Source organism: Nocardia iowensis, from assembly GCF_019222765.1.
Classification (GTDB): Bacteria; Actinomycetota; Actinomycetes; order Mycobacteriales; family Mycobacteriaceae; genus Nocardia; species Nocardia iowensis.
Genome location: NZ_CP078145.1, coordinates 4,873,433 through 4,899,229, shown reverse-complemented (window position 1 = coordinate 4,899,229; position 25,797 = coordinate 4,873,433). Strand labels below are relative to the sequence as shown.

Genomic DNA, 25,797 nt, shown 5'->3' with positions numbered 1-25,797 from the left:
AAAACCTCGCTATCAATTCTGTTTTCTTGTTGCCGCGCAAGCTGAATCGCGGTGACCGGGTCACTGCGCGCGGTCCGTTCGCCCGAGACCGGTCAGCGCCGTCTCGAGCGCGAGTTTCGGGGCGTCGAGCGGGGCGAGCCTGCCGAGGGCGACGTTCTCCCACGCTCCGTAGCAGATGGCGTAGAGCGTGGAGTTGATCCACCACGCGGGTTGGTCCGCGCGCAGCAGCCCCTCTCGCTGCGCGCGGACGATGAACGCGTTGGTAGTCGCGTCGATGCGGTCGCTGGCGAGTTGGATGTCCTTCACCGGATCCAGCGAAGGCTGCCGGAACAGGAACGCGATCCGGGAGCCGAGGGCCACGCAGGCCTCGATGAAACGCCCCAGGGCCTCGGCGGCGTCCGTCTGTTCATCGGTCATCCCGGCGTCGATCAGTGCCTGCTCCATCAACTCGATCGAGTCGTAGGCCACCGCGAGCAGCATGTCCTGCCGCTTCGGGAAGCGCTTGTGCAGCGTGGTGCGCCCGATGCCCGCCGCTTCCGCGATCACGGCCAGCGATGCCGTCGGGTCCAGGGCGAGTACGTCCGCGGCCACCGCTAATGTCGACCGCTTACCTCCGTGGTGAACATCCATGTTCAGAACTGTACATCGATGTTCACACTCGGGAGATACCCATATTTCAGGGGCAGCGATCGCTGCGGCTTTCGCGGAAACCTTTGCCCACGTCCGGGGTCAATCCGGGAGGTAGTCCCGCAGTGGCGCGGGCCGCAGACCGGCCGCGTCGGCGGCGGCGAGCGCCCGGCCCAAGTCGGCGGTCACGGTGTCGTTGAAATGCAGCAAGACGATGTCGCCTGCTTCGAGGGTCGGGGTCGGTGGTGTCGCACCGGCCCAGGTGGAGAAGTCGTGGGTCCAGGTCACCAGTGCTTTCGCGCCGCACGCCCCGGCAACAGCCCGGGTGGTGTCGTTGTACGCGCCGTACGGCGGCCGGGCCAGGCGCGGCTCCTGACCGAACTGCGCCAGCGTCTTATCGCGCGCCGCGCACAGTTGGGCTCGCTGCCCGTCCGCGTCCATCGTCGTCAGGTCCGGATGGTCGACGGTGTGATTCTCGATGCGGGACGGCCCGTGGTCGAGCAGAGTGCGGTAGTAGCCCGCGTCGTAGGAATAGGCGCCCGGCAGCAGGAACAGGGACGCGGGCACCTGGCGATCCAGCAGCAGTTGCTGTGCGGCCGGGTCGTGATTCCATCCGTCGTCGAGGGTGACGAAGATGACCGGGTCGTTCGTGGCCACGCGGGAGACGACGGCAACCGGGGCGGGCCATTCGTGAGCCGTAGCAGGCGTGGCGAATCCCACGAGGAGCAACAGCGGGCCGACGACTGCGAGCACAGCGCGGGTCATCGGCATACCCGCATCATTCGCCCGTCGAAGTGGTGGAACCAACTGGGGGCGAGGCTAACTCGACTGGGGAAACCGTCACGCCGATGCCGGGACCACCCCGACGTCGTCGCTGCCCGAGGCGGAATATCGGGGTGTCGGGTGACGCACGCCGAAACGCGGCAGCTCGACCGGATCGAAATTGATCGGATGAATCCCTTACTCTGGAGAGCGTTGTGAACTTCTCCGTAACAGTGGTGCACCTGGTCGCCAGGCTGCACGTGGATCTGGGCCGTTTGGCCGCGCAGTTGTGTCGCTGACGCGCGCACACACCTCACTAGATCCCCCTGATTGCCTTGGAGATGGTTTCCTTGTCTGCACCCAGTTCGCGCAGCCGTACGCTCAATCCGGCGCGCTGGCCGTTCGGCGTCCAGATCCTGCTCGGTTTGGTGGTCGGTATCGCCGCGGGCTTCCTCGCACGCGCGACCGACGCCGCCTGGCTCACCAGCACCCTGACCCAGGTCGGCAGCATCTTCGTGCAGCTGCTGAAGCTCGCGGTGCCGCCGCTGGTGTTCACCGCGGTACTGGTGAGCGTCGCGGGACTGCGGCATGTCACCAATGCCGCCCGGCTGGCCGGTCGCACCCTGCTGTGGTTCATGGGTACCGCGCTCATCGCCGTCGCGGTCGGCATCATGCTCGGCCTGGTCACCAATCCCGGCCGCGGCGTCGACCTGACGCTGACCGGTGCGAAGGCGCCGGAGGCGAAGGGCGGCTGGACCGACTTCCTCACCGGCATCATCCCGACGAACGTCGTCGGCGCCTTCACCAACGGCAATGTCTTGCAGCTGGTGTTCCTCGGCGCCGTGCTCGGTGTCGCCGCACTCAAGCTCGGTGATGCCGCCAAACCCGTTGTCACACTGGCCGAATCGGTGCTCGAACTGGTGCAGAAAGCGCTGTGGTGGGTGATCCGGCTCGCGCCGATCGGCACCGCGGGACTCATCGGCAAGGCGATTGCCAGCTACGGCTGGCACCTGCTGCGACCGCTGGCGACCTTCACGATCGCGGTCTACGCGGGCTGCCTCATCGTGCTCGTCATCGTTTACCCGATCCTGCTGCGCACCGTCGGTGGCGTGAATCCGATTCGCTTCTACGCGAAAGCTTGGCCCGCAGTCGAATTGGCTTTCGTGTCCCGTTCCTCCATCGGCACGATGCCGCTGACTCAACGGATGGTCACCGAACGACTCGGTGTCCCAAGGGAATACGCGTCGTTCGCGGTGCCCTTCGGCGCCACCACCAAGATGGACGGCTGCGCGGCGGTGTATCCGGCACTGGCTGCCATCTTCGTCGCGCAGCTCACCGGAATGCAACTCGGTCTTCGCGACTACCTCTTGATCGCCTTCGTATCCGTGGTCGGATCCGCGGCGACCGCGGGCCTCACCGGCGCCATCGTGATGCTCACCCTGACCCTGTCCACGCTGGGCCTGCCGCTGGCCGGTGCGGGTTTGCTTCTCGCCATCGACCCGATCCTCGACATGATCCGCACCGCAACGAATGTCGCGGGCCAGATGGTGATCCCGGTGCTCGTGGCGAAACGGGAAGGCATCCTCGACCAGGATGCCTTCGATCAACCGTCCCCACCCCTGGTCGCCGAGCCGACACCCGAGCCGGTGCCCGTAGCCGCATGACGAGGCGGGGTTCGAGCTGTTCGAGTCGGCGAGCGACGCTGCTGTCGAGCGGGCCGTGCGCTGGCCATATGACGCCGTAGGGAAGATCGTGCGGTGTCGCCTGTTGAGCTCGGGCGGGGACCGGCGGAAGCTGGAGGGGTGGAGTGGGCCGAGCTCGTCGCAGCGGCACCGGACCTCGCCGGTAGCGCCCAGGAAGCGTTCGCCCGCTCGGGTTTCGGCCTGATCGGCACCGTCCGGCGTGACGGAACCCCGAGGATCAGTCCCGTCGAAGTCCACTTCGTCGACAACCGGCTCGTTCTCGTCTTGATCGCTGGCACCCGCAAGGTTCGTGACCTGGACCGTGATCCCCGTGTCCTACTGCGGACCCCGGTAACCGACGCCGCCGCACCAGAACCCGAGATCACCGTGCGCGGCCGCGTCCGGGAGCTAGTCGACGACCGCCTCCGTGGCACTATCGCGGACGCGGTCCAGTCCCGCAGCGGGTGGCGCCCCCACCCCTCATGGCGCTTCTTCGCCCTAGACGCCGACGCCGCGAGCTGCGTCGAGTGGAACGGCGACGAGATGCGTTTGACCCGCTGGGACACAGCCCACGGCCTCCGCCCCACCCAAAGACGGCGACTCGACATGCACGAGAGCCGGTACATCGACATCTAGGATCGGCATCCGGACCGGCCGCGGTGATCACGCCCTGACCCTCGAGCGGGATGAATGCGTGGTGGGCGGATGCGCGTCAATGTCCCTGGGTACGGCGTCGGGCGCTGGGCCGAGCGCGAGGAACGCGCCTCGGGTGCAGGTATTTCAGGTGGCTTGCGGGGGTGCGGGGGAGGGTGTGGGATGGATGCGGTTCGCGACGGTGGGATGGCGAGATGTCTGGTGAGAGAACGGTTCCGATTCTGCCCTGTCGGCACATCGATGAGGTTGCTACCTTTTATCGCGCGCTCGGGTTCGAGGTGACCTACCGGCAGATGCGGCCGAATCAGTATGTGGCGTTGCGACGCGACGACATCGAGCTGCATTTCGGTGCCTGGGAGGGGTTCGATCCGGCCGACTCCTACGGTCAATGCGCGGTGTACGTCGCCGATACCGCCGCGCTGTACCGGTCTTTCGCCGACGGGATGCGCGCGGAATACGGCAAACTGCTCGTCGCCGGTATTCCGCGGATGACGCGCCCGCGCAAACGCAAGAACGCCGGTGATGTCTCCGGCTTCACCATTATCGACCCGGGTGGCAACTGGATCCGCATCGCGCAACTTCCCGGCGACGACCGGCCAGGGCCGTCGACGGCCCGCGCCGACAGCAAGCTTGCCGAGGCGCTGCGGACCGCGGTGGTACTCGGCGATTCCCACGGCGACCATCGGCAGGCCACCAAGGTGCTGGGATCCACATTGGCCAAACACGGCGATTCGGCGCCGAACCCGGAGCGTGTCCAGGCCATGGTCTATCTCGCCGAACTAGCGATCACGCTCGGCGAAGCCGACAGGGCCGCCGAACTGCTCGACACCGCTGCCGCGGTACCGCTCACCGACAGCGAAACCCGCGCTCTCGCCGATGAACTCGCCGGTGCGCAGGAACTCCGCACGACGCTGGAACGAAACCGGACCTAGATGGGGGTGCACCCTTCGCGGGTGCAGTACAGCTGACCGAGAACGCCTTCCTCGCTCGGCCGCTCCCCGTCGAAGAGCGTCACATCGACCCGATGGACGCCACCCTCGGTCTTGACGAAGAACCGGTAGGCGAAGCGTTCGGTGCGGCCGGGCTGCGCGGTGGTGCATTCCCCGCCTGCCCCGAGTTCACCGGCGCTCCCCGAATAGCAGACGGTGCGGACGCTGCCGCCCGCTTTGACCCAGCCGTACGCGTACGCGGAATAACCGGAGCCCCAGTAGATGTCGCCTTCGGTGCGGGTGTCCCCGTGCGACATCGCCCAGTGGGTCACCTGGTCCGCCGCTGCGGGCGCGGCCGGTTGGTCGGCGGTTGCGGTGGGAAGTGCGGAGGCCATCGACAGCACGGCCGCCGTTCCGAGAATTGCTGCCCACCTGCGCATCTGAGTCCTCATTTCGTGACATACCGGCCGCGGCGGTGCATTCTTTTGAAAGGCATTGTCCCCCAACGGCTCCAACGCACCCATGCTAGCTCGGCTGGCACTCCCCAGTGGTTGCCGACATCTGGGGAACAACCGATCAACCTGCGGTGCACTTCTGCCTACAACCCCGGTTGACCCCGCCCGCTCGGCTACCGAACCGGTTTCACCGAAGACACAACCTCCATCGGATGCCCTCAGTACCCGAAAGCCCGTAATTTCACAGATGTTCGAAGGTGGATCGGCTGGACAACGGGTTTGGATGGGCTATGACGGAGATCGTGTGGGGGACAACGGATGTGGTCGACATCGCGATCCACGAGCTGGTGCGCCTCGCCGACGCGCCGGACTGTCACGTCGGCGCGGTCGTCGACCTCGCCCGGCGGCAGGCGCAAGCGTGGCTGGAACTCGCCCGCATCCTCGAGGAACGCGACACGACGGACCCTGCGGTTCCGGACGCCGACCACGTCGGCGACAGCGAGGAACTACCGCCCGCCCCGCCGCTGACCGTCCTCACCGAACGACAGCGCGAAATCGCCGAGCTGGTAGCCACCGGCATGACGAACCGGATGATCGCCAGACGGCTAGGACTCTCGGAATGGACTGTGGTGAACCATCTCCGGCAAGTGATGGTGAAGCTGGACTGCCCTTCCCGGCTTCATGTCGCCCTGATCATCCAGCGGGACAACCAGCCCGCCGTCCTCAAGAGTTAAGCACTCCTCCGGTGACGATGAACGTGCCGGTGAACAATTTCAGTAGCCAGTGCCCACCGTGCAGCGCGGCCGACTCCCACGGCATTCGATTTCGCAGCCAGAGGAAGACGGTGATCGGCACCGCGGCGGCGGAGCCGACGACCAACCCGAGCCACGCCGCATCCGGCAGGTTGCCGACCTCGCCCGCGATGACCAGCAGCGCGAGTAGCGCGGTCAACGCCGCGTGCCCGAGCAGGCTGAGGGCGAGTGTGCTGCTCGATAATCCCGCACCGACGCGATAATCGAACTTCGGCTGCTCGGTGCGGAAGAGGCTGTCCAGAAGCACCATTGAGAGCGTTGCGGTGGGAAACGTCCAGAACGAATCGGCGGATACGGCCTGGTCGGCGATAAGGGACATGGGACCCCCAGATACGAACTGTTCTGTGGAGCTTGCGCGGAGTGCATGTACTTGCCCTATGGGCGCGGGTTGTTCTGGAACATCGTCCACATCCGATTGCGGATGTCGGCGCCGAGGTCGCCGCCCGGTATGCCGTGCCCGGCGTTGTAGACCCGCCAGACGACCTTGGTGTCGGCGTTGCAGGTGTTGACCTCCGCCGCGAGAACGCCGGCCGGGTGCGGTTCGGGGACCGGTGGTGTGGTGCAGCCGTTGCGGATCTGCCAGTTCAGCCGATGGTTGCCCATCAGTATCAGATTCACCACCGGGTCGTTCTGACCGGCGAAGAGTCCGAAGGAAATCGGCCGGGCGGGTGCGCAGTCGAAGGGGTTCGCGCTGTGCGCCGGGCCCGCGTACACCGCGACGGAGGCGATCAATCGCGCGGCGCTGCAGGCCATCCGAGTCGTCATCTGGCCGCCGTTGGAATGTCCGGACACGTGCACTCGCCTGGCGTCGACGCACCATGTGGCGGCGATATCGGTGACGACCTCGCGCAAGAACCGTTCGTCCTGGTCCTGGCCGGGCAGGTAGTGCCACGACCAGGTGCCGTTGTCGTTCGCCAACCCACCGCGCGGATAGGCGACGATGAACTTCTTGGCGTCGGCGAATCCACTCCAGCCGCTTTGGGTTTCGTGCTGCGCGGGCCAACTCCCGCCGCCGTGCAAAGCCAACAGCAGTGGCGCGGGCCGCGGCAGCCCGGCAGGGACATGCAACAGATAGACGCGTCCGCCGATCCGCCGCTCGATGGTTCCCGAGGTCGGGGTCTGGGCGCAGGCGGCCGCCGGTTCGTCCGGCAGTGGCTGATCCGGCGTCTCGGCAACCGCCGCCGGAGCCGCCAACCCGAAGGCGAGCGCAACAGACGCGACGACCAAAGATACGCGGGTGAATACACGTCGTGCGTGGGGCATGAAGCTGATCCTCTGCTCGAAACAGGCCCCGATCCGGGGACCGTCGGCGACCGCGGGGTCATCCCCTCTGCGTCCCCGCGGCCGCTGCCGGTGAATTCTTCTCCGGATACCGCGATTTGCCGGCCCATGTGAAAAGTACGCGCTCAGCGGCGCCGGGAAATCAGCTACAAGTTGTGTTTTCCAGCGAAACCGGTTCGGTAGCAGAGCATGTGAGGTCAACCATGGTCGTAGGCGGAAGTGCACCGTCAGTTGATGACTACGCTGCCGCGCCCGAATAGGGTGGGTCGGTGTGGACCGTGACATCGCTGAGACCGCGGTTTATTGCGGTATTACCGCGGATCCGTGACATCGGCGGGCCGATCGGCTTCACCGCGGCCGCGCTGCTCGCAGCCCATAGCAACTACGCGACGGGACCCAAAGAGCTCGATCTGCTCGGCGCCGCGCTGATCGTCCTCTCGAATTTGCCCGTGGTGTGGCGGCAGCGGGCTCCGATACTGACGTTGTTGATCTGTTGCACCGGAATGGTCGCGTTCGCGCTGGCCGGGTACTGGGAAGCGTTGAACGGCGCCGGTGCGCTCCTGGCGGTGTACACGGTGGCCGGGCGCTATCCGCCGAGCAGATCGATCCCAGCAGCCGTGTTGCACACGCTCACCCAAATTTTCGTCGCCGTGATCAGCGACGAGATGGCATTGTGGATGATCTTGGTGCTGGCACCGCAGTTCAGCTTGACCGCGTGGATGCTCGGCAACCTCAAACGGGTACTGGCCGCCCGCAACGAGCGACTCGCCGCGCTGACCGAACGGCTCGACCGGGATCGGATAGCCAGGGCCCGCCGCGCGGTCATCGAGGAACGGGTCCGACTCGCGCGAGAACTGCACGACGTTGTGGCCCATCACATGTCGGCGATCTCGATCCAGGCCGGACTGGCCCGATACGTCTTCCACAGCGATCCCGACACCGCATACACCGCGGTGCAGGCCATCGGTGATGCCAGCGGCAAAGCGCTGGAAGACATGCGACGCCTGCTGACGCTGCTCCGGCTCGACCCGGAACACCCGCGCGACGCGCAGTTGATCGACGTCGGTCTCGGTGTCGATCGGCTCGGCGAGCTGGTGGACAACGTGACCGCAGCGGGTGTACCGGTCGACTTGGCGGTCACCGGAACGGTGCGCCGCCTGCCGGCCGGTGTCGAGTTGTGTATCTATCGGGTCGTCCAGGAGTCGCTCACCAACGTCCTCAAACACGCGGGCAAAGCCCAGGTCAGGGTGACCGTGGATTACCGCGCGAGTGAGGTCGTGGTCGAGGTCGTCGACGACGGTCCGGGTACGGTGCACGGCACGGTTTCGGCAGCGGAGGGACACGGGTTGATCGGCATGCGGGAACGGGCGAAGCTGTATGGGGGTAAGCTCACCGCAGGTGCATTGCCGCAGAAGGGATTTCGTGTCGTGCTGAGCCTCCCGATCGCCGGGGAGACCGGGGCCGATGAGCCGCATCCGGATCACAACACCCGACCTGCGGGCGACGGACGGTCGGATGATCAACGTACTGGTTGTTGACGACCAACCACTCGTCCGCGGTGGACTCGCCGCGCTGATCCGTACCAGCCCGGAGCTCGATGTGGTCGGTGAAGCCGCCACCGGTGACGAAGCGGTCGCCCTGGCGGCCAGCTTGCGACCGGACGTGGTGCTGATGGATATCCGGATGCCGGGCATGGATGGCATCACCGCCACCGAACGGATCCTTGCTGCCGCGACGCCCCGGACGCCCCGCGTGCTCATCTTGACCACCTATGACCTGGACGAGTACGTCTACACCGCGCTCAGCGTCGGCGCCTCCGGATTCTTGCTCAAAGATGCTTCGCCCGAGCAAGTCCTGGCCGCCATTCACGCCGTCGCCACCGGCGACATGCTGATCGCGCCGACCATCACCCGACGTTTGATCGAGGAATTCGCCGACCGCACCAAACCCCGCCAGAAATCCCAGCCGGACCTCGACGCCCTGACCGCCCGCGAGATCGAAGTACTCCGATTGGTCGGCACCGGGAAATCCAACACCGAAATCGCCACCCACCTGTCCGTCAGCAACGGCACCGTCAAAACCCACCTGTACCGCGCCATGAACAAACTCGGACTGTGCAGTCGCGCTCAAGCTGTTGTCATCGCCTATGAATCCGGCCTCATCACACCTCGTGGCACCTAGTGCCCGCGGCCGACGCGCGCGAACTGCCGAACCAGTTGCGGCGGGCGAACTTTCTGGGACACTGATCTCACCTGCGGGGAAGATCCCCCGAAGACATGATATACACACCGAGCGCCTTCGCCGACGGGGTCAGGCGCCCCCGGCAGTGAACATGGAGCACACGATGTTTTCGCGATGGAAGAACACCGCCGCATGCGCGGCAGCGATGGTCACCGCCGTCTTACCGGTCGGCACCGCGTCGACCGCGCAAGCCGCCCCACAGCACTGCCCCGAAATGTACGTCGTGGCGATTCCCGGAACCTGGGAGACTTCGAATACCGACCCCGGCAAGGGGATGCTCGCCGAAGTCGCCGAAGATTTGCCTGGTGACGTCTGGACCGACTACGTCGCGTACCCGGCGACCGCGTTCCCGTGGGAAGGCGACGTATACGGCCGTTCCAAACAGGAAGCCATCGATGATGCCAGGGGCCTGATCACCGCGATGGCCCAGCGTTGTGACACCACCCGATTCGCGCTGCTCGGCTACAGCCAGGGCGCGGACGCGGCCGGTGATCTCGCCGCTGAGATCGGCACCGGGCTGGGTGCGGTGTCGCCCAATCGTGTCGCGCTGGTGGGGCTCATCTCTGATCCGCGCCGCTCACCGACCGACACCTTGATCGGCCCGCCCGTCACGGGTGCCGGCGCGGGCGGTCCGCGCCTCGGCGGCTTCGGTTGGCTCTCGCCACAGACCTATACGTTCTGCGCCGCAGGGGATTTGTACTGCGCGACTCCCGACGGCGACTTCGCCGCTCGCATCGCCGGTTTCTTCGCCCAGATCTCGAACCCCAACCCCGACCTGTTCGGCTCCTACCAGCGACAGGCGGACGAATTGATCAACGATGCCCTCGCCGCCGGTGGTCTCGGCTTGCTGGCCGACCAGCTGAACAATTCGGCCTACGAAGAACGCAAACGGCAGATCGACGATTTCTTGAAGTCCGGGATTCATCAGAGCTACCCCGGCTACGCCGTCGGCGGCGGCGCCACCCCGCTGACCTGGTTGCGCCAACGGCTGATCGAAGCGACCCGAGGCTGAGCTGATACCGGTCCGGCGGCAATCGCCGCCGGACCGGATGCATCGGCTGACACCACCGGGTCGTCGACGTCCCAGCGCCGCAACATCATTCGGTGCATCACTCAGGGGATACCCGGTTTCGGCCACGGATGAGCTCGCATAGCGCCGCGACCTCCGCGGGGTCGGTCTCGAAGCGGTCGAAGCCCTGGGGGACACCGACTCCGGCGAACGAGACCGCGCCATTCCTGGCGCCGCGCACCGGCGTGCGGACGGCCGCGTGCAGGTCTGCGACGCCGGTCGCCGCAAGCACTTCGACGGCGTTCGATGCGCGCACGCCGCCGCACGCCATCACCTCGATCGCGCCGCAAGCCTGCCGCACCAGATCTTTGATCAATGGTGCGCCGTCCAAGACCGAGCGTTGCCTGCCCGAGGTCAGCACGCGCGTGAAGCCGAACGAGATCGCTTGGTCCAGTGCCCGTTGCGAAGACGCACTGACATCGATCGCCCGATGGAAAGTGACGTCCAGGTTTTCGGCCGCGTCAACGAACGCCGCGCACGCCGGGTCGAGCGCACCGGACGAATCCAGCGCGCCGACCACAACCCCCTTGGCGCCCGCCGCGCGAGCCGCACGAATATCGCGCACCATCACCGAAATCTCCTCGGGGGAGTACCGAAAGTCTCCTGCCCGCGGCCGAATAAGCACGTGCACTTCAGTTTTCCTGGTCAGTGCCACCGCGCGTTCGATCAGCGCCACACTCGGAGTCAACCCGCCATCGGACAGCCCACCGCACACCTCGACCCGGTCCACCCCAGCCTCCTCCGCGACCCGTACCCCATCAACCGACTCGACACTGATCTCTACCCGCACCTCAGCGAGTATCCACCTCCCGCGGTGTCGGCCGTAAGGTCGCCCAGCGCCGACCGAATCCGGACAATGGACTGTGTCGGCACTGCTGTTCGCACATCGTCGGGCGTGAACCAGCCTGGCGCGGTTGCGGATCAGTGCGGCTCTTCGCATGAATCGGAGGTTCATGACATGAAGATCGGCCAGGGTGTGCTGCTGCTCGCTGCGGCGTTGCTCGTAACCGGGTGTGTTGGGAGCGGCGAGGATACGAATCCGGCTGTCGCGTCGTCGGCTCGGTCCGCAGCCCAGATCAGCTCGAGCGCGGGGCCAGGTGCCCCCGTACCCGAGCCACTGCGGTTCACCGCGCGCACCGTCGACGGTGCCGAGTTCTTCGGTGCGAGTTTGGTGGGAAAGCCGGTCGTGCTGTGGTTCTGGGCACCGGGGTGCCCGGACTGCCGAACCGAGGCTCCTCGTGTCGCCGAGGCTGCTCGCACTCATCCTGACGTGCAGTTCGTCGGTGTCGCCGCTGGCGACCAGATACCTGCGATGCGCGCCTTCGCCGCCGACCACGCTCTGCCGTTCGCGAGCATCGCCGACACCGACGGATCTGTGTCCCAGCGATTCCGCGTGACCGACCACCCGGCCTTCGTCTTCGTCAGCAAATACACCGAGGTCGACACCGTTCCGGGAACGCTGAGCGAGCCGGAGCTGACGGCGCGTATCGCGAGCTTGGATTGAGCAGCGTGCGTACCTGAACCGGCAACCGCTATTCGGCGTTGTGCACACGTCCTGCAAATTTTCGGCGTGTCTCCGCGCCACCGCTGCCACACTGGCGATGCCGGGCCGGTTCAGCTCTTTCCGGATCGCACGGCACCGGGTGCCGATCGTGTGAACAGGAGCGTGATCGCATGTCGCAGAGGTCGAATCAGCGCGGATCCCGGACTGAGGACGCGGTACTCCTGGCGGCCGGTCTAGCGGATCTGGCACTCAGTCGAGTGGGCCCGGTGGTGGGTCGGGCGTGGGGACTACTACGGCGGTCGGACCTGACGGGGCTGGCCGGGGAAGCGCGGAGCGACCTCGAGGCGCGCGGGCGATTGGCACTGGACCGCGGTGCATTCCTGCCGCCCGCCCATCTGGAGATCCTCGCCCAGCACGTCGCCGCGCGCCGGACAGGTTCCGGTGATGCCTGACCGGCACGACGCCCGCGCCTTCAAGGCTCGCGTCGACGACGTTCTCGAGGAATTCATCGGACGGGAACGCGACCAGCTGCTCGACATCGACCCGCGACTGGGTCCGGTGGCCGATCAGCTCGTGGTGGCGAGCGGCCACGGAAAGCGGTTGCGGGCGGCCTTCTGCTACTGGGGCTGGCGCGCGGCCGGGCAACCCGACAGCGACGCCTTCGTACGGGCCGCTGCAGCTTTGGAATTGGTGCACGCGGCGGCGAGTGTGCACGACGACATCATCGATGACAGCCCACTCCGGCACGGGTTGCCCACCGCGCACGCGGCCCTGCGCGCCCGGCCGCACCGTGCGTCCGAGTTCGAGCAGACCGGGAAAGCGCTCGCCATGCTGGTCGGGGATCTGCTCATGGCATTGGCCGGTCAGCTGTTCGTGACCAGCGGTCTGCCCGTGGCCTACCTGTCACGGGCGCGCCCGCTGTGGGCGGTGCTGGCCCGGGAGCTGATAGCCGGTGAGTGTTTGGAGATTCTGTGTACCGGCGCGGTGCCGGATGTGGCCGAGTCGCTGAAGGTGGTCCGGTACAAGACGGCCAAATACACCGTCGAGCAGCCCCTACTCATCGGCGGTGCGCTGGGTGGCGCGGACGACCGGCTGCGGAAAGCCTTCTCCGCGTACGGTCTACCTCTCGGCGAGGCATTCCAACTGCGCGACGACCTGCTCGGCCTGTTCGGTGACCGGGCCCGAACCGGCAAGGCGAATCTCGACGACCTTCGCGCCCACCGTCCAACGGCCCTGCTAGCCGAAACCTGGCGGGCCGTCGACCATCCGCAACGCGAACGGCTGACGCGGCTGCTGGACCTGGGCGAACCCGACGACACGGATCTGGGCGAACTGCGCGACCTGATGACCCAGGTCGGCGCACCCGCCCGGATCGAGCAGATGATCACCGCCCGGGTCGAGGAGGCCACGCACGCTTTGGCGGATGTGCCCGCGCCCGCCGCGCACGCGCTGACCGAGTTGGCCCATGCCGCGACCACGCGCCGGTACTGACTCGCGCACCATTTCGCCACCGACACAAGGAGGCTCGATGACCTACACGCAAGCATCGATGGACGCACTGCGACTGCACGGTGACGAACTCGCCGATGCCACTGTGGCCACCCTGTTCGAGCGTGGTGAGGTGGGCAAGTTCAACACCCTCATGCGCTATGTCTCAACCGCTGGTGCGCCCCTGCCCGACGACCTGCCCGAGGTCGCCCGCGAGTATCTGCAGACGACCGCCGCCCCGCCCGCCTGGGTGGACTGGGACGAGATGGAGAAGGCCAGGCTGTTCTTCATCGACAACAACGTGCACATCTCCACCGCGCTGTCTTTTGCGGCCATGCCCGCGTGTTACGTGATCCCACAGGTCGCGAAACTGCTGTCGGCCACGCATTCGCTGGAATATCCGTCCAAACGGATGGCCGAGACCGGGCAGTTCACCGTCTACCTCATGCAGCCCGACGCCTTCGAAGCCGGTAGCCGCTTCATCCCCGCGGTGCAGAAGGTGCGGCTGCTGCACGCCGCCATTCGCCACCACCTCTCCCGCGAAAAGCGTTGGGATATCGAGACTTGGGGCACACCCATCTGCCAAGAGGACATGATCGGTGGTCAACTGCTGTTCTCCATGCTGGTCCTCGATAGCCTGCACCGGTTGAACATCCACATGAGCGTGGACGGCGCCGAGGCGTATTTTTACGCCTGGCGGGTGGTCGGTGCGATGCTCGGCGTCGACCAGCAGCAAGCGCCGAAGGACCTGGAGGCCGCCCGGCAATTCCTCGACCTCTACCTGATCCGTCACATGGGACCGAGCGACGAGGGTGTGAACCTCACCCGCCAACTCATCGACCTCTATGAGGACGTCGTTCCCGGCACCCTGTTCGACCCGGTGGTTTCCGCCCTTATCCGCTACCTCATCGGCGACACCTGCGCCGACTGGCTCGCGGTGCCGCGCACCGGATGGGACACCGCGATCAAGACTGTCCCGGCCATGCTCGGCGTCCTCGAAACCATCGAGGACAGTTCACCATTGGGTGAGTGGGCACTGGACCGCCTCGGCCACCTCACCACCTGGTTCGAGCTCAGCTCGCTCACCCGTGGTCGCGTCATGCAGTACGCCATCCCGGAAGAACTCAAGCACGACTTCGGCTTCGCGTCGGCCGCGTCGCGCACCGGCCGCTGGACCCCGCCGGAACCCACCATCGTCACGGCTAGCCGTCGAAGCGGTTGAGCTTGACAGCCATAGCTTTGCGGCGCAAAGTTGATTTATGAACTCTGCATCGCAAAGTCAACCGGATGTCGAGGGTGCCCGTCAGCTCGTCGGCGATATCGAGAAATGGACCGCACAGGGCTGGAAGTTGGGTTCGCCCGTGTGGTTTCCGCTGTTGTGTGTCGCCGTCGAAGTGCTGGCATCGGTACCGGTGGTGAACTTGCTCGACTCCGGCAATGGTGTGTCGCTGTATTACACGATGGTGTCCCCGCTGACGGCGGTCGCCTGCGCGTGGTTCTTCGTCAGCCGACGGGTGCAGGCACCGGAAAGCCGTGGCGGGCTGGCCTTTCTGACCGGCATGGTGATGTTGGCGGCCACCCTCGGGGCGAGTTGGCTCTACCGGGGCGAATGGGCCTCGGCGATTCCGTGGCTGATAGTCGGCACGGGATTGGCGGTGTTCGCCGCGGCCTGGCGTTCGATGACAACGGCCGCGGTAGCGATTGTCTGCGTCGCGACGCCCGTCATCGTTGCCATCGCCGATCCGGAAGACGGCTATTCCGTGGTGGCCCTTGCCGTAGGTGTGACGGCCGCGTTGGCTGTCTTCGTCGAGTTGGTTCGCGCAGATCCCGCGCGTGCGTCATGACTGACGTGCACCCCGCCGTAGGGCTCGACGACACCGTGCATCAACGCAGTCGCCTCGGCATCCTCGCACTGCTGCGCACCGGTGTTTCGATGGAGTTCGGTGCGCTGCGAGATACCTTGCACCTCACCGACGGCAACCTCAACCGGCATCTGAAAGTGCTCGAAGACGCCGGACTGATCGTCAGCACTCGCAACACCGGTCAAGGGCGACCCAGAACCTGGCTGACCATCACCGACGCCGGGCGCGCGGCGTTGGATGCGGAAATCGCCGCGCTGCGCGCATTGATCGCTGCCACCGAGTGATGCACGCGCAGTGCCGGCACGCCCATCAGCTGCGCGGCCCACCGCAGCAGCGCGCAAGGGGCCAGGTCCGTAGTCGGTTCTTTACCGGCGGCGGCGCCAGTTAATTGAGCGGCTGGTGCCGACACCGGCTAGGTGCAGGGCGACGAGCAGCAGGCCGAGGGTGACGAGCGTGCCTTCGGTGATGTGGTCGCCGAGGCTGGCATTGATCAGATCGAACAGCAACGCGAGCCCGAACGCGACAGCGGCAGCTATGGCCATCATGATGAAACCTCCTGTAGTGCCGAGGAAGTACCCCCCGACGACGTCCGCAACCATCGGTGGTGCGATTGCCCAGCCGACCGGTTCGTCCTGCTACCATCCGGATCAGGCAGGACCTGCGAGAGGCTTTACAACCGCGTATGCGGTGACCCGGGCCCGGGTACTGCGTTCGGAGGAGTTCTTCCTTGGACACGGCTTCGACCGTCTTCGACATTCCTACTATCGATGAAGTTCAGACGCTTGCCCCGAGCGTCGACACTCTCCCGGGCCGGTGCGTCCCGTACTACCTGGCTGCCGGTGCAGGTGAACGTCACGAACTCGGCGGGCAGCTGATCACGGTCATCGCCCGGCCGGAGGACACCGGTGGGCAGTTCGGCGCCGCATATGTGTACGGCGGCAAGGGAATCGAAACACCATTCCTGTCGCATGCGCAGGAGCACCGGTTCCTGTACGTCACCGATGGACAGCTGCAAGTGTGGCTGCCGGGTGAAACGCACGTCCTCATCCCGGGCTCTTCCGTCACCGTTCCGCCCGGCGTGCCGTACGCCTATCGCATGCTCGCGCACCGCACCCGGTTCCTGAGTTGGCTCACCGTGGGCGACGGGCACCGGTGGGCGCAAGCCACCGGTCGCGAGACCGCGTCGCACGTCTTCGACGTGACCGCGGACCGGCCGGTATCCGCTGGACAGCAATCGGAACTCGCCGCCCAATTCGGCGTACGAATCCACGATCTGGCGAAGCATCACCTGCCGCCGTTGACCGGAACGTCGCTGCCAGACGGCGAATCGCCTTTTGTCCTCGAGGTGGGCGAAGGCGACCGGTGGGCGAGCATGGGCCAGCTCAACACCTATCTGGCGCGGTCCGCCAACACCGGTGGAACCTACTTCGCGATGCACACCATCGGCGGCAAAAGCCCCTACATCCCGCGGCACTTCCACCGCGAACACACGGAGAACTTCATCTGTCTAGAGGGTCGAATCCTGTTGCACGCGAACGGGACAGAACTGCTGCTCACCAAGGGCGACTTTCTGCATGTCCCGGCGGGCACCGTGCACAGCTTCGCGTTCGACAGCCACAACACCCAGATGCTCGGCCTACTGACCACCGGTGTGTTCGAGAAGTTCTTCGAGTACATGAACACACCGACCGAGGCGCATGTGCACAGCGAGGACGGGGATATGGAGTTCCCGGCAGCGGGTTACGCGCGAGCGCGGGCGGAGCTGGATCTCGAGGTCGTCGGCCCACCTCCGGTCCGCAGCGTATGAGGCGGATGCCACGCGTTACCGTTCGGCTCCGAAGGCGGCGTCGAACGGGGCCGGTGGTGGGGTGATGGCGTTGAGGCGGCGGACGAAGGAGAGCGCTTCGGGCGCCCCGGCGAGCCGGTCCATGCCCGCGTCTTCCCATTCGATCGAGATCGGTCCGGCGTAGCCGATGGCATTGAGGGCACGGAAACAGTCTTCCCACGGCACGTCCCCACGCCCGGTGGAGACGAAATCCCAGCCGCGGCGCATATCGGCCCACGGCAGATGCGACGACAGTCGCCCGCGTCTGCCGTCGCCGCAGCGCACCTTGGTGTCCTTGCAGTCGACGTGATAGATCCGGTCGGCGAAGTCCAGAATGAACGCGACCGGGTCCAGGTCTTGCCAAATGAAATGGGAAGGGTCCCAGTTCAATCCGAAGGCAGGCCGGTGGTCGACGGCAGCCAGGGCGCGCACGGTGGTCCAGTAGTCGTAGGCGATTTCACTGGGATGCACCTCATGCGCGAAACGCACGCCTTCGGCATCGAAGACATCGAGGATCGGATTCCACCGCTCCGCGAAATCTCGGTATCCGCGTTCGATCGCCTCCTGCGGCACCGGAGGGAACATCGCGACGGTGTGCCAGATACTCGATCCGGTGAACCCGACGACCGTGCGCACGCCGAGCTGCGCGGCCGCCCGTGCCGTATCGGCCATTTCGGCCGCGGCCCGCCGCCGCACGCCTTCCGGCTCGCCGTCGCCCCAAATGCGTGGCGGCACAATGGCTCGGTGCCGTTCGTCGATCGGGTGATCGCAGACAGCTTGGCCGACCAGGTGATTGGACAGTGCGAAGACCTGAAGCCCGTAACGCTCGAGAGTCTTCCGTTTGAGCGGTGCGTAACCGGGGTCGGCCAGTGCCTTGTCCACCTCGAAATGATCGCCGGAACAGGCGATTTCGAGTCCGTCGTAGCCCCAGTCGGCCGCCAGCCGACACACCTGCTCGAAGGGTAGGTCGGCCCACTGGCCGGTGAACAGCGTGATCGGTCTCATGGTCGTCCTCCTCCGATGGCGGTCCAGCGCCCGGCGTCGGCCGCGCTTTCCTCGACCGCCGCCAGCACTCGCTGCACCGCGAGCCCGTCGGCAAAGCTGGGGCTCGGGTCCTTGCCCGCCGCGATCGCGATGACCAGATCGGCGACTTCGTTGGTGAAGGTGTGGTCGTAGCCGAGCCCGTGCCCGGCGGGCCACCAGGCACCCGAGTAGGGGTGCTGCGGCTCGGTCACCAGGATGCGGCGGAAACCGGCGGTCTCCGGTTCCTCGGTGTGGTCGTGGAACCACAATTCGTTCATCGCCTCCAGGTCGAAGGCCAGGCTGCCGTTGGTTCCGTTGAGCTCGAGGCGAAGTGCGTTCTTGCGTCCGGCGGCGACCCGGGTCGCCTCGAAGGAAGCCAGTCCGCCACCGGAGAGCCGACCGAGGAACAGCGCGGCGTCGTCCACCGTGACCCGGCCACGGCCCGGCCCGTCCGGGCGGGGGCGTTCGGTGACGAACGTGTCCAGCAGTGCCGACACCCCGGTCAGCGCCTCCCCGGTGACGAACTGAGTGGCGTCGATGATGTGCGCGCCGATGTCGCCGAGCGCGCCCGACCCGGCGCGCCGCCGATCGAGCCGCCAGGTGAGCGGCGCCTCGGGATCGACGAGCCAGTCCTGTAGATACAGTGCCCGCACGTGCCGGATGGTGCCGATCCGACCCTGCGCCACCAGATTTCGCGCCAAGGCCAGCGCGGGCACCCGCCGGTAGCTGAATCCCACCATCGACCGCACCCCGCGCAGAGCGGCCTGCTCAGCCGCGGCGGCCATCGACTCCGCCTCGGCGACGCTGTTGGCCATCGGCTTCTCGCACAGCACATGCTTGCCCGCACGCAGCGCGGCGATGGCGATTTCGGCGTGGCTGTCGCCGGGTGTGCAGATATCGATGAGATCGACATCGTCGCGGTCGAGCAACTCCTTCCAATCGCCGACGGCGCTCGCCCAGCCGAGCCGGGCGGCGGCGGTGGCCGCCCGGCCGACGTCCCGGCCCGCGAGGACGACCGGTACCGGCCGCCACGGCAGGTCGAAGAACGCATCCACACTGCGCCAGGCATGCGAATGGGCGCGGCCCATGAAGGCATGGCCGACCATCCCGATGCCGAGTGTGGGTCGGTGTGTCGAGGTCATCTGGCTCCGATCGGTCAGTAGCCGTTCGCTAGATACTGTTCGGCGTTGTCTTTGGTGACGACCGCGGAGAAGGTCGTGATCTTCGCGGGCACATCGTGTTCGGCGAGATCGCCGAGTGCTCTGCGCTGCCCGAGCAGCCGGGCCAGCGCGACCGCCGAGGAGGCCATGGCCGGGCTGTAGAGCACGGTGGCCTGCAAGGGCGAGTTGCCTGCCTGAATTTCCTTCATGGCCTGGGCCGAGCCGCCCCCACCGACCATGACGAACTCGCCGGATCGGTTGGCCTGTTTGATCGCGGCCAGCACGCCGATGCCCTGGTCGTCGTCGTGGTTCCACATGGCGTCGATCTTCTTCGTCGCCTGCAGCATCTGACTGGCCACCTGCTGGCCACCTGACGCTGTGAAATCGGTGGATTGCCTTGCGGCGATACGGAATCCGGCGGCGGCGAGAGCGTCCTGGAAGCCCCGGCTGCGTTCCTGGGTGAGCTGGAGGCTGTCGATTCCGGCGATTTCGACGATTACTGGGTCGCCGATGCCCGCGTCGCGCAGCTTGCGGACGATGAAGTTGCCCGCGTTGACGCCCATGCCGTAGTTGTCGCCGCCGATCCACGTGCGGTAGGCCAGGGCCGATGCGAAGACCCGATCCAGGTTGATCACTGGAATCCCCGCCGCCATCGCGTTTTTCGCGATCTCGGTGAGGGCGTTGCCGTCGAACGGCAGTACCACCAGGACGTCGGCCTTCTGGTTGATCATCGACTGCACCTGCTCGATCTGGCGGGCGACGTCGTTGGTGCCTTCGGTGACGTTGAGCGTGACATCGGCGAATTTCTCCGCCTGAGCCCGCGCGTTGCGGGTGATCGCCGCGGTCCAGCCATGGTCGGCGGCGGGTGCGGAAAACCCCACGCGCACTTGCTGTCCGGCGGCGGCGTTGTCACCGGTATTGCCAGCTACCTGAGTGCCTGCCGTGGTGTCGTTGGACGTGCAGGCGGCCGCGAGGACACCGGCGCCTGCCGCGAGACCGGACAGCAGGATGCCGCGACGGGGGAGAGAGACTGTGGTGCTCATGATTTTCCTTGGTACGTGGGAGATCAGGTGAGAGTGGGGACCGCGCGGGCGCGGCCGAAGCGCTGGAACAGCAGGACGGCCACGATGATCGCGCCCTTGCCGATCGCCTGGATGGGTTGTTCGAGGTTGTTGAGGATGAACAGGTCCTCGATCACGGTGAAGACGAGCACGCCGAGGATCGAGCCGGTGATGGTGCCGAATCCGCCGCTGAGCAGCGTCCCGCCGATGACCACCGCGGCAATGGCGTCCAGTTCGTAGAGCTGGCCGTTGGTGCTGGTGCCGGTGGTGGTCTGCGCGGTGAGCATGATGGCGGCGATGCCGCAGCACAATCCCGACACCGCGTACAGCAGCAGGGTGTGGCGGCGGACGTCGATGCCCGCCAGCCGGGCCGCCTCCGGGTTGCCACCCACCGCGGCCGTGCGGCGGCCGAAGGTGGTGCGCTCCAATACGATCCAGCCGACCGCGACGACCACGACGAACAGATAGACCAGCAGCGGGATGCCAAGCACCCGATTCTGAGCGAGGGCGAGCAGGTCGGTGGTGACGAGCTGTGATTGCCGCCCCGAGATCTGCTCGGCCAGCCCCCGCGCCGCCACCATCATGGCCAGCGTGACGATGAACGGCACCAATCGGCCGTAGGCGATGAGCGCCCCGTTCAGTAGTCCGCAGCCCAGGCCGACGAGCAGTGCGCTGAGCACCATCCCGGCCACGCCGTAGGACTGGGTGGCGGTCGTGGTGCACCAGACCGAAGCCAAGGCGATGATCGCGCCGACGGAGAGGTCGATGCCGCCACCGATGATCACGAACGTCATCCCGACGGTCACCACGCCGATCACCGACGCCAGGGTCAGGATGGTGATCATGTTGCTGGTGCTGAGGAAGTCTTCACCCTTGGTCAAGGCGCCGACGAGTAGCAACGCGAGGAGCGCGAGGATCAGCGTGACGTGTTTGCGTAATTCGCCGCGTCCGCCCGCCTTACGGCGCACCATCGGTGGCGGATCACCGTCCGCTACGGGTGTTTTCGCCTCAGTGCCGACTGCGGGCGTTGTGGTGTCGGTTCGCTCGCTCACAGCGCACTCCCTTCCATGATCATGGCGATGATGTCCTGTTCGGTGAGCTCGGCCGCGGCAGCCGCGTGGATGATCTCGCCGTCGCGCAGGACGAGCACCCGGTCGGCAAGGCCGAGCAATTCCGGCAGATCGCTGGAGACCATCAGCACCGCGACACCCCGCTCGGCGAGCCCGCGAACCTGGGCGTACACGTCGGCGCGCGCGCCGACGTCGACCCCGCGGGTCGGTTCGTCGAGCAACAACACCCGGCAGTCGTCCAGCAGCCAGCGGGCCAGGACGGTCTTCTGCTGATTGCCGCCGGACAGTCCGCGCACCGGGTAGTCGGGATCGGCCGGGCGGATGCCGACGCGGGTGAGCAGGTTGCCGGTGTCGGCGCGTTGCCTGCCGCGGTCGAACCAGCCGAACCGGGAGTAGCGCGGCAGGGAGGCGGCAGAGATGTTGCGCCCCACCGATTCCAACAGGAACAGCCCCTGCGATTTGCGCTCCTCGGGCGCCAAGCCCAATCCTGCGGCCACGGCCGCGGTGGTGTTGCCGGGTCGGACACGGCGACCGTCGACCAGGATCTGGCCAGCTGACGGACGGCGCGCCCCGTAGATGGTTTCCAAGACCTCAGAGCGGCCCGCGCCGACCAGCCCGGCTAGGCCGACGATTTCTCCGGCGTGCACGGCGAACGAGATGTCCCGGAACCGCCCGGACAGGCCGAGTCCGGTCACCCGTAGCACCTCGGTGTCGTCCTGGGCGCGCGGCTGCTGTGCGAGCGCGTCTTTGGCGCCGTTGCCGCCCGTCATCAGCGAGACGACGTGCTCGGTGCTGGTGGTCCTGGCGGGCAGCCCGGCGGCGACGGTGCGACCGTCCTTCAGCACGGTGATCCGATCGCCGATGGTGCGAATCTCGTCGAGCCGGTGCGAGATGTACACGACGGCAACACCATCCGCGCGCAGCTGGTCGATGATGCGGAACAGGTTGGCCACCTCGTCGTTGCCTAGCGCGGCCGAGGGCTCGTCCATCACGATGAGCCGCGCCTCGTAGGACAGCGCTCGCGCCATGCTCACCACCTGCTTGGCGGCCGCGGGCAGGGTGCCGACGAGCGTGTCGGGGCGCAACTCCCGGTGGCCGAGGCGATCGAGCAAGGCGGTCGCGGCGCGGGCGGTCGACGCGCGACGGGTGAACCCGGCGCGGGCCTGTTCGTGGCCGAGGAAAATGTTCTCGGCGATGTCGAGCCCATCGCACAGATCCAATTCCTGGTAGATCGTGGCGATGCCCAACCTGGTGGCCGCGGCGGGACCGGACAGCCGCACCGGTTCGCCCAGCCAGCGAAGCTCACCCGAATCCGGCTGGTGCGCCCCGGCCAGCACCTTGATCAAGGTGGACTTGCCCGCGCCGTTCTGGCCGAGCAGACAGTGCACCTCCCCGGCGCGGACCTCGAGATCGACATGGTCGAGGGCACGCACACCGGGGAAGTCCTTGACGATGCCGCGCATGGTCAGCACGGTGTTCATGGCAGGCCTCCTTGCCGTGGCGTCAGGCGACGCTGAATACGTGGTCGCTGATCAGCCGCGCCGCGCCGATCACCCCGCCGAGCTCGGCCAGCTCGGAGAGCACGATCGGCAGGTTGCCGGTGGCCAACGGCAGTGACCTGCGGTAGACCACGCTGCGGATCTCCGCGAGCAGGGGGTGCCCGAAGCCGGTGAGGCCGCCCGCGATCACCACCATGCCGGGGTTGAAGAAGCTGACCAACCCGGCCAGCGCGGTGCCGAGATGGCTGCCAGCCTCGCGAATCATGTGGACTGCCAACGGATCTCCCGCCGCAGCGGCATCGGCGAGGTCGGTGGCCGTGAGGGTGCCCGCGGCGGCAAGGCGGTCGGCGAGAAACGGCGACCGTCCGGCGCGCGCCGTGGCCTCCCTGGCCAGTGCCGCGCCGCCGGCGTATGCCTCCAGGCAGCCGCTGTTGCCGCAGGCGCAGACCGGTCCGTCGTCGGTGAGCCGGAGATGGCCGATATCGCCCGCGCTGCCGGAGGCGCCGCGATAGATGCCGCCGTCGACGACGATGCCGCAGCCGATGCCGGTGCCCGCCTTGACGAGTAGGAAATCGGCCACCGCGTGCGCCGAGCCCGCGTGCATCTCGCCGAGCGCCAGAATGTTCACGTCGTTGTCGACGAGTACCGGGCAACCGAGTTCCTGCGCGATGACCTCGCGCACCGGGAATCGGTGCCAGCCCGGCATGATCGGCGGCGCGACCGGCATGCCCTCGCGGAAGCTCACCGGCCCCGGCACGCCGATTCCCGCACCGTGCAGCCGACCGGCCATGTGCTCGTCGGTGCGCAGCTTGCCGAGCAGATCCAGCGCCCGTTCCAGCACCGCGGTCGGTCCCTGCCGGATATCGCAGGGCTCGGAAAGCTGCCCCAGCACGCGCAATTCACCGTCGGTCACCGCGACATCGATGGAGGTGGCGCCGATGTCGATGGCGGCGAAACGCAGTCCTGAGGCCAGCATGGCGATGGCCGATCGGCGACCGCCACTAGATGCTGCCAGGCCACCGGCTTCGACCAGTCCGAGCGTGGCGAGCCGATCGAGCTCCACCGCGAGCTTGGACCGGGACAGCTCCATCGGCTGAGCCAGTTCCGACCGCGACTGCGGGCCCCGATCGCGCAGCAGCCGTAAAAGCCGTGCCTGGTGGGCGTTTTCAGGTCGGGCCGCGATCCGCATCAGCTGCTTCTTTCTATCTGCTGAGCGAATTCAACCGCACTTTGTCGAGCTTTGTCTTCGCTTTAGACAGATTGAGCCCAAGTTTGTTCTGTGGCAGGACAAAGTTGCCGAGGTGCACCGGAAGTGTCTGTTGGACAAGAGCAATGGCTTGCGTGAAGTACCGGCGCCGGGGAGCATGGCCCTGGAGGAATGTCATGGAACCAGGCCGCGACGGTACGTCCGCCCGGATCCCGGGACCGCGTGGCGAGGGGGATGGCCTCGCCGACATCGTGGCCGCGGGCGGGCTGCACAACTATCAGCTGAAGCTGCACGCCGATTACGGCCCCGTGGTCCGTTTCCGGTTGCCCGGTGCGGAGGCCGCGGTGTCGGTCGCCGACCCGGTGCTACTGGAGGCCACCGCGAAGATCGATAAGCGGCCGGAAAAGCTGTTCGAGTTCCTTGCGCCACTGCAGGAGTCGGACAATCTCCAAACCATCCCCGCCGAGGAGCACACGCCATGGCGCCGGGTGCTGCTGTCGGTCCTGGCCGCGCGTCCCTCGCACGAGGCGCATTTCGGGCAGTTCGTGACGCTGGCCATCGAACTGGCCGATCGGTGGGCCGAATCGGCTTCCGACGGCCCGATTGCCTTACAGCAGCAGCTCAGTCAGCTGTCGCTGCGCATGATTTGCGACTATGCGCTCGGCAGCGGCCTGGATTCGCCGGAACAGGCCGGACGGATCGTGTCGGCGTTCGAGGATGTGCTGACCGAACAACTGGCTCGGCTGTATCAGGTCGACCTGCCGGGCACCGACCAGGAACGCGGCGTCCGCGCGCAGCGAGCACTGACTTATCTGCGGGGGATCGTGGACGGTGTGCTCGCCGCGCATCAGGACGGCGGCTCACCGACCGTCGGCAGCGACCTGATCGCCGCCCTCGCTGCCGCGGGTCAGTTACCGGCGCGGATCCGCGACACCGTGCTGATGACCCTGCTGGCCGCCCACCACACCACCGGCGTCGCCATCTCCTGGACCCTGTACTTGCTGGCGCAACACCCGGACGCGGCCGATCGCGTCGTCGAAGAACTCGCGCGCGTCGTGGGGGACCGGCCCGCGCCCGACTACGCGGATCTGAAACACCTGACGTATCTGAACATGGTGCTCAAGGAATCGATGCGCCTGTACCCGCCCGGACCCTACGGCGCCCGCGAAGCCACCGAAGACCTTCGCGTGGGCGAATATACGATCTCCGCCGGTACCACGATCTTCTACCCGATCTGGGCCGTCCACCTGAACCCCGAATACTGGCCGAGCCCAGAGGTCTTCCGGCCCGAACGGTTCGCCGCGCAGGAATCCGCCACCCGCCCCAGACTCGCCTACATCCCCTTCGGCGTCGGCCCACGCAGCTGCGAAGGCGCGGCCGTGGCCATGATCGAAGCCGAACTCGTCCTGGCGGTCCTGCTGAAGCGGTTCCGTTTCGAGCTCGCCCCTGACCATCCAGTGATCCCGATCGAGCGCTTCGTACTATGGGCAGCTGACGACATCCACATGAATCTCACCCTCCGCGAGCCCATCCCGTCCTGATTCACCGCAGCGCCGTAGCACCGATGCGGAGGACAACGGATCGCC

General features: G+C 66.7%; 28 protein-coding genes. 15 read left to right on the top strand and 13 right to left on the bottom strand.

Annotation, left to right across the window (positions count from 1 at the left end):
- Positions 1-60 precede the first annotated feature (60 nt).
- Complete coding sequence (locus tag KV110_RS22715) at positions 61-630, bottom strand: TetR/AcrR family transcriptional regulator (RefSeq protein ID WP_218469297.1); 570 nt, start codon at positions 628-630, stop codon at positions 61-63.
- A 99-nt stretch (positions 631-729) separates the two neighbouring features.
- Positions 730-1,398: a polysaccharide deacetylase family protein gene (locus KV110_RS22710; protein WP_218469296.1), complete on the bottom strand. Its 669-nt coding sequence runs from the start codon at positions 1,396-1,398 to the stop codon at positions 730-732.
- Between the two features lie 332 nt (positions 1,399-1,730).
- Between KV110_RS22710 and KV110_RS22705 the strand changes: the two genes are divergently transcribed.
- From KV110_RS22705 to KV110_RS22695, 3 genes are all read left to right on the top strand, one after another.
- On the top strand, positions 1,731-3,053 hold the full coding sequence (locus KV110_RS22705) for a dicarboxylate/amino acid:cation symporter (RefSeq protein WP_218469295.1): 1,323 nt from the start codon (positions 1,731-1,733) through the stop codon (positions 3,051-3,053).
- Positions 3,054-3,191: 138 nt separating this feature from the next.
- Positions 3,192-3,707 carry a pyridoxamine 5'-phosphate oxidase family protein gene (locus tag KV110_RS22700; protein WP_218469294.1) on the top strand — a complete coding sequence of 172 codons (516 nt, stop codon included), beginning with the start codon at positions 3,192-3,194 and terminating at the stop codon, positions 3,705-3,707.
- Between the two features lie 212 nt (positions 3,708-3,919).
- Positions 3,920-4,657 (top strand): VOC family protein, encoded by a 738-nt coding sequence (locus KV110_RS22695; protein ID WP_218469293.1) that lies wholly within the window; start codon positions 3,920-3,922, stop codon positions 4,655-4,657.
- Here KV110_RS22695 and KV110_RS22690 read toward each other — a convergent pair.
- Entirely contained in the window at positions 4,654-5,094 is a 441-nt protein-coding gene (locus tag KV110_RS22690; protein WP_218469292.1) for a hypothetical protein, read from the bottom strand. The genes KV110_RS22695 and KV110_RS22690 overlap by 4 nt on opposite strands.
- Positions 5,095-5,399: 305 nt before the next feature.
- Here KV110_RS22690 and KV110_RS22685 point away from each other — a divergent pair, with 305 nt between their 5' ends.
- Positions 5,400-5,843, top strand: a complete 444-nt coding sequence (locus KV110_RS22685; RefSeq protein WP_218469291.1) for a response regulator transcription factor — start codon at positions 5,400-5,402, stop codon at positions 5,841-5,843.
- Here the strand turns inward: KV110_RS22685 and KV110_RS22680 are convergent.
- Both KV110_RS22680 and KV110_RS22675 read right to left on the bottom strand, forming a co-directional pair.
- Positions 5,833-6,168 carry a DUF1761 family protein gene (locus KV110_RS22680; RefSeq protein ID WP_218469290.1) on the bottom strand — a complete coding sequence of 112 codons (336 nt, stop codon included), beginning with the start codon at positions 6,166-6,168 and terminating at the stop codon, positions 5,833-5,835. The genes KV110_RS22685 and KV110_RS22680 overlap by 11 nt on opposite strands.
- Before the next feature lie 128 nt (positions 6,169-6,296).
- The gene (locus tag KV110_RS22675) at positions 6,297-7,184 is read right to left on the bottom strand and encodes a CE1 family esterase (protein WP_218469289.1); all 888 of its coding nucleotides are present in this window, start codon (positions 7,182-7,184) and stop codon (positions 6,297-6,299) included.
- 296 nt (positions 7,185-7,480) lie between these two features.
- Here KV110_RS22675 and KV110_RS22670 point away from each other — a divergent pair, with 296 nt between their 5' ends.
- The 3 genes from KV110_RS22670 (at position 7,481) to KV110_RS22660 (ending at position 10,455) form a co-directional block, all read left to right on the top strand.
- Positions 7,481-8,740, top strand: coding sequence for a sensor histidine kinase (locus tag KV110_RS22670; protein WP_218469288.1), 1,260 nt, complete (start codon positions 7,481-7,483; stop codon positions 8,738-8,740).
- Entirely contained in the window at positions 8,718-9,383 is a 666-nt protein-coding gene (locus KV110_RS22665) for a response regulator (RefSeq protein ID WP_218469287.1), read from the top strand. The genes KV110_RS22670 and KV110_RS22665 overlap by 23 nt, the downstream gene beginning before the upstream one ends.
- A gap of 163 nt (positions 9,384-9,546) precedes the next feature.
- Complete coding sequence (locus tag KV110_RS22660) at positions 9,547-10,455, top strand: cutinase family protein (RefSeq protein ID WP_218469286.1); 909 nt, start codon at positions 9,547-9,549, stop codon at positions 10,453-10,455.
- 97 nt (positions 10,456-10,552) lie between these two features.
- Here KV110_RS22660 and KV110_RS22655 read toward each other — a convergent pair whose 3' ends face one another.
- Positions 10,553-11,302, bottom strand: coding sequence for a copper homeostasis protein CutC (locus KV110_RS22655; protein WP_218469285.1), 750 nt, complete (start codon positions 11,300-11,302; stop codon positions 10,553-10,555).
- A 168-nt stretch (positions 11,303-11,470) separates the two neighbouring features.
- Here KV110_RS22655 and KV110_RS22650 point away from each other — a divergent pair, with 168 nt between their 5' ends.
- The 6 genes from KV110_RS22650 (at position 11,471) to KV110_RS22625 (ending at position 15,650) form a co-directional block, all read left to right on the top strand.
- On the top strand, positions 11,471-12,016 hold the full coding sequence (locus KV110_RS22650) for a TlpA family protein disulfide reductase (RefSeq protein ID WP_218469284.1): 546 nt from the start codon (positions 11,471-11,473) through the stop codon (positions 12,014-12,016).
- Positions 12,017-12,186: 170 nt separating this feature from the next.
- Positions 12,187-12,468: a hypothetical protein gene (locus KV110_RS22645; protein WP_218469283.1), complete on the top strand. Its 282-nt coding sequence runs from the start codon at positions 12,187-12,189 to the stop codon at positions 12,466-12,468.
- Positions 12,461-13,507, top strand: coding sequence for a polyprenyl synthetase family protein (locus tag KV110_RS22640; RefSeq protein WP_218469282.1), 1,047 nt, complete (start codon positions 12,461-12,463; stop codon positions 13,505-13,507). The genes KV110_RS22645 and KV110_RS22640 overlap by 8 nt, the downstream gene beginning before the upstream one ends.
- Before the next feature lie 37 nt (positions 13,508-13,544).
- Positions 13,545-14,726, top strand: coding sequence for an oxygenase MpaB family protein (locus KV110_RS22635; protein ID WP_218469281.1), 1,182 nt, complete (start codon positions 13,545-13,547; stop codon positions 14,724-14,726).
- Positions 14,727-14,763: 37 nt separating this feature from the next.
- Positions 14,764-15,348 (top strand): hypothetical protein, encoded by a 585-nt coding sequence (locus KV110_RS22630; protein ID WP_218469280.1) that lies wholly within the window; start codon positions 14,764-14,766, stop codon positions 15,346-15,348.
- Positions 15,345-15,650 (top strand): transcriptional regulator, encoded by a 306-nt coding sequence (locus KV110_RS22625; RefSeq protein ID WP_218469279.1) that lies wholly within the window; start codon positions 15,345-15,347, stop codon positions 15,648-15,650. Before KV110_RS22630 ends, KV110_RS22625 begins: the two co-directional genes overlap by 4 nt.
- 81 nt (positions 15,651-15,731) lie before the next feature.
- Here KV110_RS22625 and KV110_RS22620 read toward each other — a convergent pair whose 3' ends face one another.
- Positions 15,732-15,911, bottom strand: a complete 180-nt coding sequence (locus tag KV110_RS22620; protein WP_218469278.1) for a hypothetical protein — start codon at positions 15,909-15,911, stop codon at positions 15,732-15,734.
- A 182-nt stretch (positions 15,912-16,093) separates the two neighbouring features.
- Here KV110_RS22620 and KV110_RS22615 point away from each other — a divergent pair, with 182 nt between their 5' ends.
- Positions 16,094-17,173 (top strand): quercetin 2,3-dioxygenase, encoded by a 1,080-nt coding sequence (locus KV110_RS22615; RefSeq protein WP_218469277.1) that lies wholly within the window; start codon positions 16,094-16,096, stop codon positions 17,171-17,173.
- 15 nt (positions 17,174-17,188) lie between these two features.
- Here the strand turns inward: KV110_RS22615 and KV110_RS22610 are convergent, their stop codons facing one another.
- Genes KV110_RS22610 through KV110_RS22585 form a run of 6 tightly spaced genes read right to left on the bottom strand, consistent with a single transcriptional unit; the run spans position 17,189 to position 24,193 of the window.
- Positions 17,189-18,196 (bottom strand): sugar phosphate isomerase/epimerase family protein, encoded by a 1,008-nt coding sequence (locus KV110_RS22610; RefSeq protein WP_218469276.1) that lies wholly within the window; start codon positions 18,194-18,196, stop codon positions 17,189-17,191.
- Positions 18,193-19,356: a Gfo/Idh/MocA family protein gene (locus KV110_RS22605; RefSeq protein WP_246633919.1), complete on the bottom strand. Its 1,164-nt coding sequence runs from the start codon at positions 19,354-19,356 to the stop codon at positions 18,193-18,195. Before KV110_RS22605 ends, KV110_RS22610 begins: the two co-directional genes overlap by 4 nt.
- Positions 19,357-19,370: 14 nt before the next feature.
- Positions 19,371-20,417, bottom strand: coding sequence for a substrate-binding domain-containing protein (locus KV110_RS22600; protein WP_218469275.1), 1,047 nt, complete (start codon positions 20,415-20,417; stop codon positions 19,371-19,373).
- A 23-nt stretch (positions 20,418-20,440) separates the two neighbouring features.
- Positions 20,441-21,487, bottom strand: a complete 1,047-nt coding sequence (locus tag KV110_RS22595; protein ID WP_246633918.1) for an ABC transporter permease — start codon at positions 21,485-21,487, stop codon at positions 20,441-20,443.
- Entirely contained in the window at positions 21,484-22,986 is a 1,503-nt protein-coding gene (locus KV110_RS22590; RefSeq protein ID WP_218469274.1) for a sugar ABC transporter ATP-binding protein, read from the bottom strand. Before KV110_RS22590 ends, KV110_RS22595 begins: the two co-directional genes overlap by 4 nt.
- Before the next feature lie 22 nt (positions 22,987-23,008).
- Positions 23,009-24,193 carry an ROK family protein gene (locus KV110_RS22585; RefSeq protein WP_218469273.1) on the bottom strand — a complete coding sequence of 395 codons (1,185 nt, stop codon included), beginning with the start codon at positions 24,191-24,193 and terminating at the stop codon, positions 23,009-23,011.
- 194 nt (positions 24,194-24,387) lie between these two features.
- Here KV110_RS22585 and KV110_RS22580 point away from each other — a divergent pair, with 194 nt between their 5' ends.
- Complete coding sequence (locus KV110_RS22580) at positions 24,388-25,752, top strand: cytochrome P450 (protein WP_218469272.1); 1,365 nt, start codon at positions 24,388-24,390, stop codon at positions 25,750-25,752.
- The last annotated feature ends 45 nt before the right edge of the window (positions 25,753-25,797 follow it).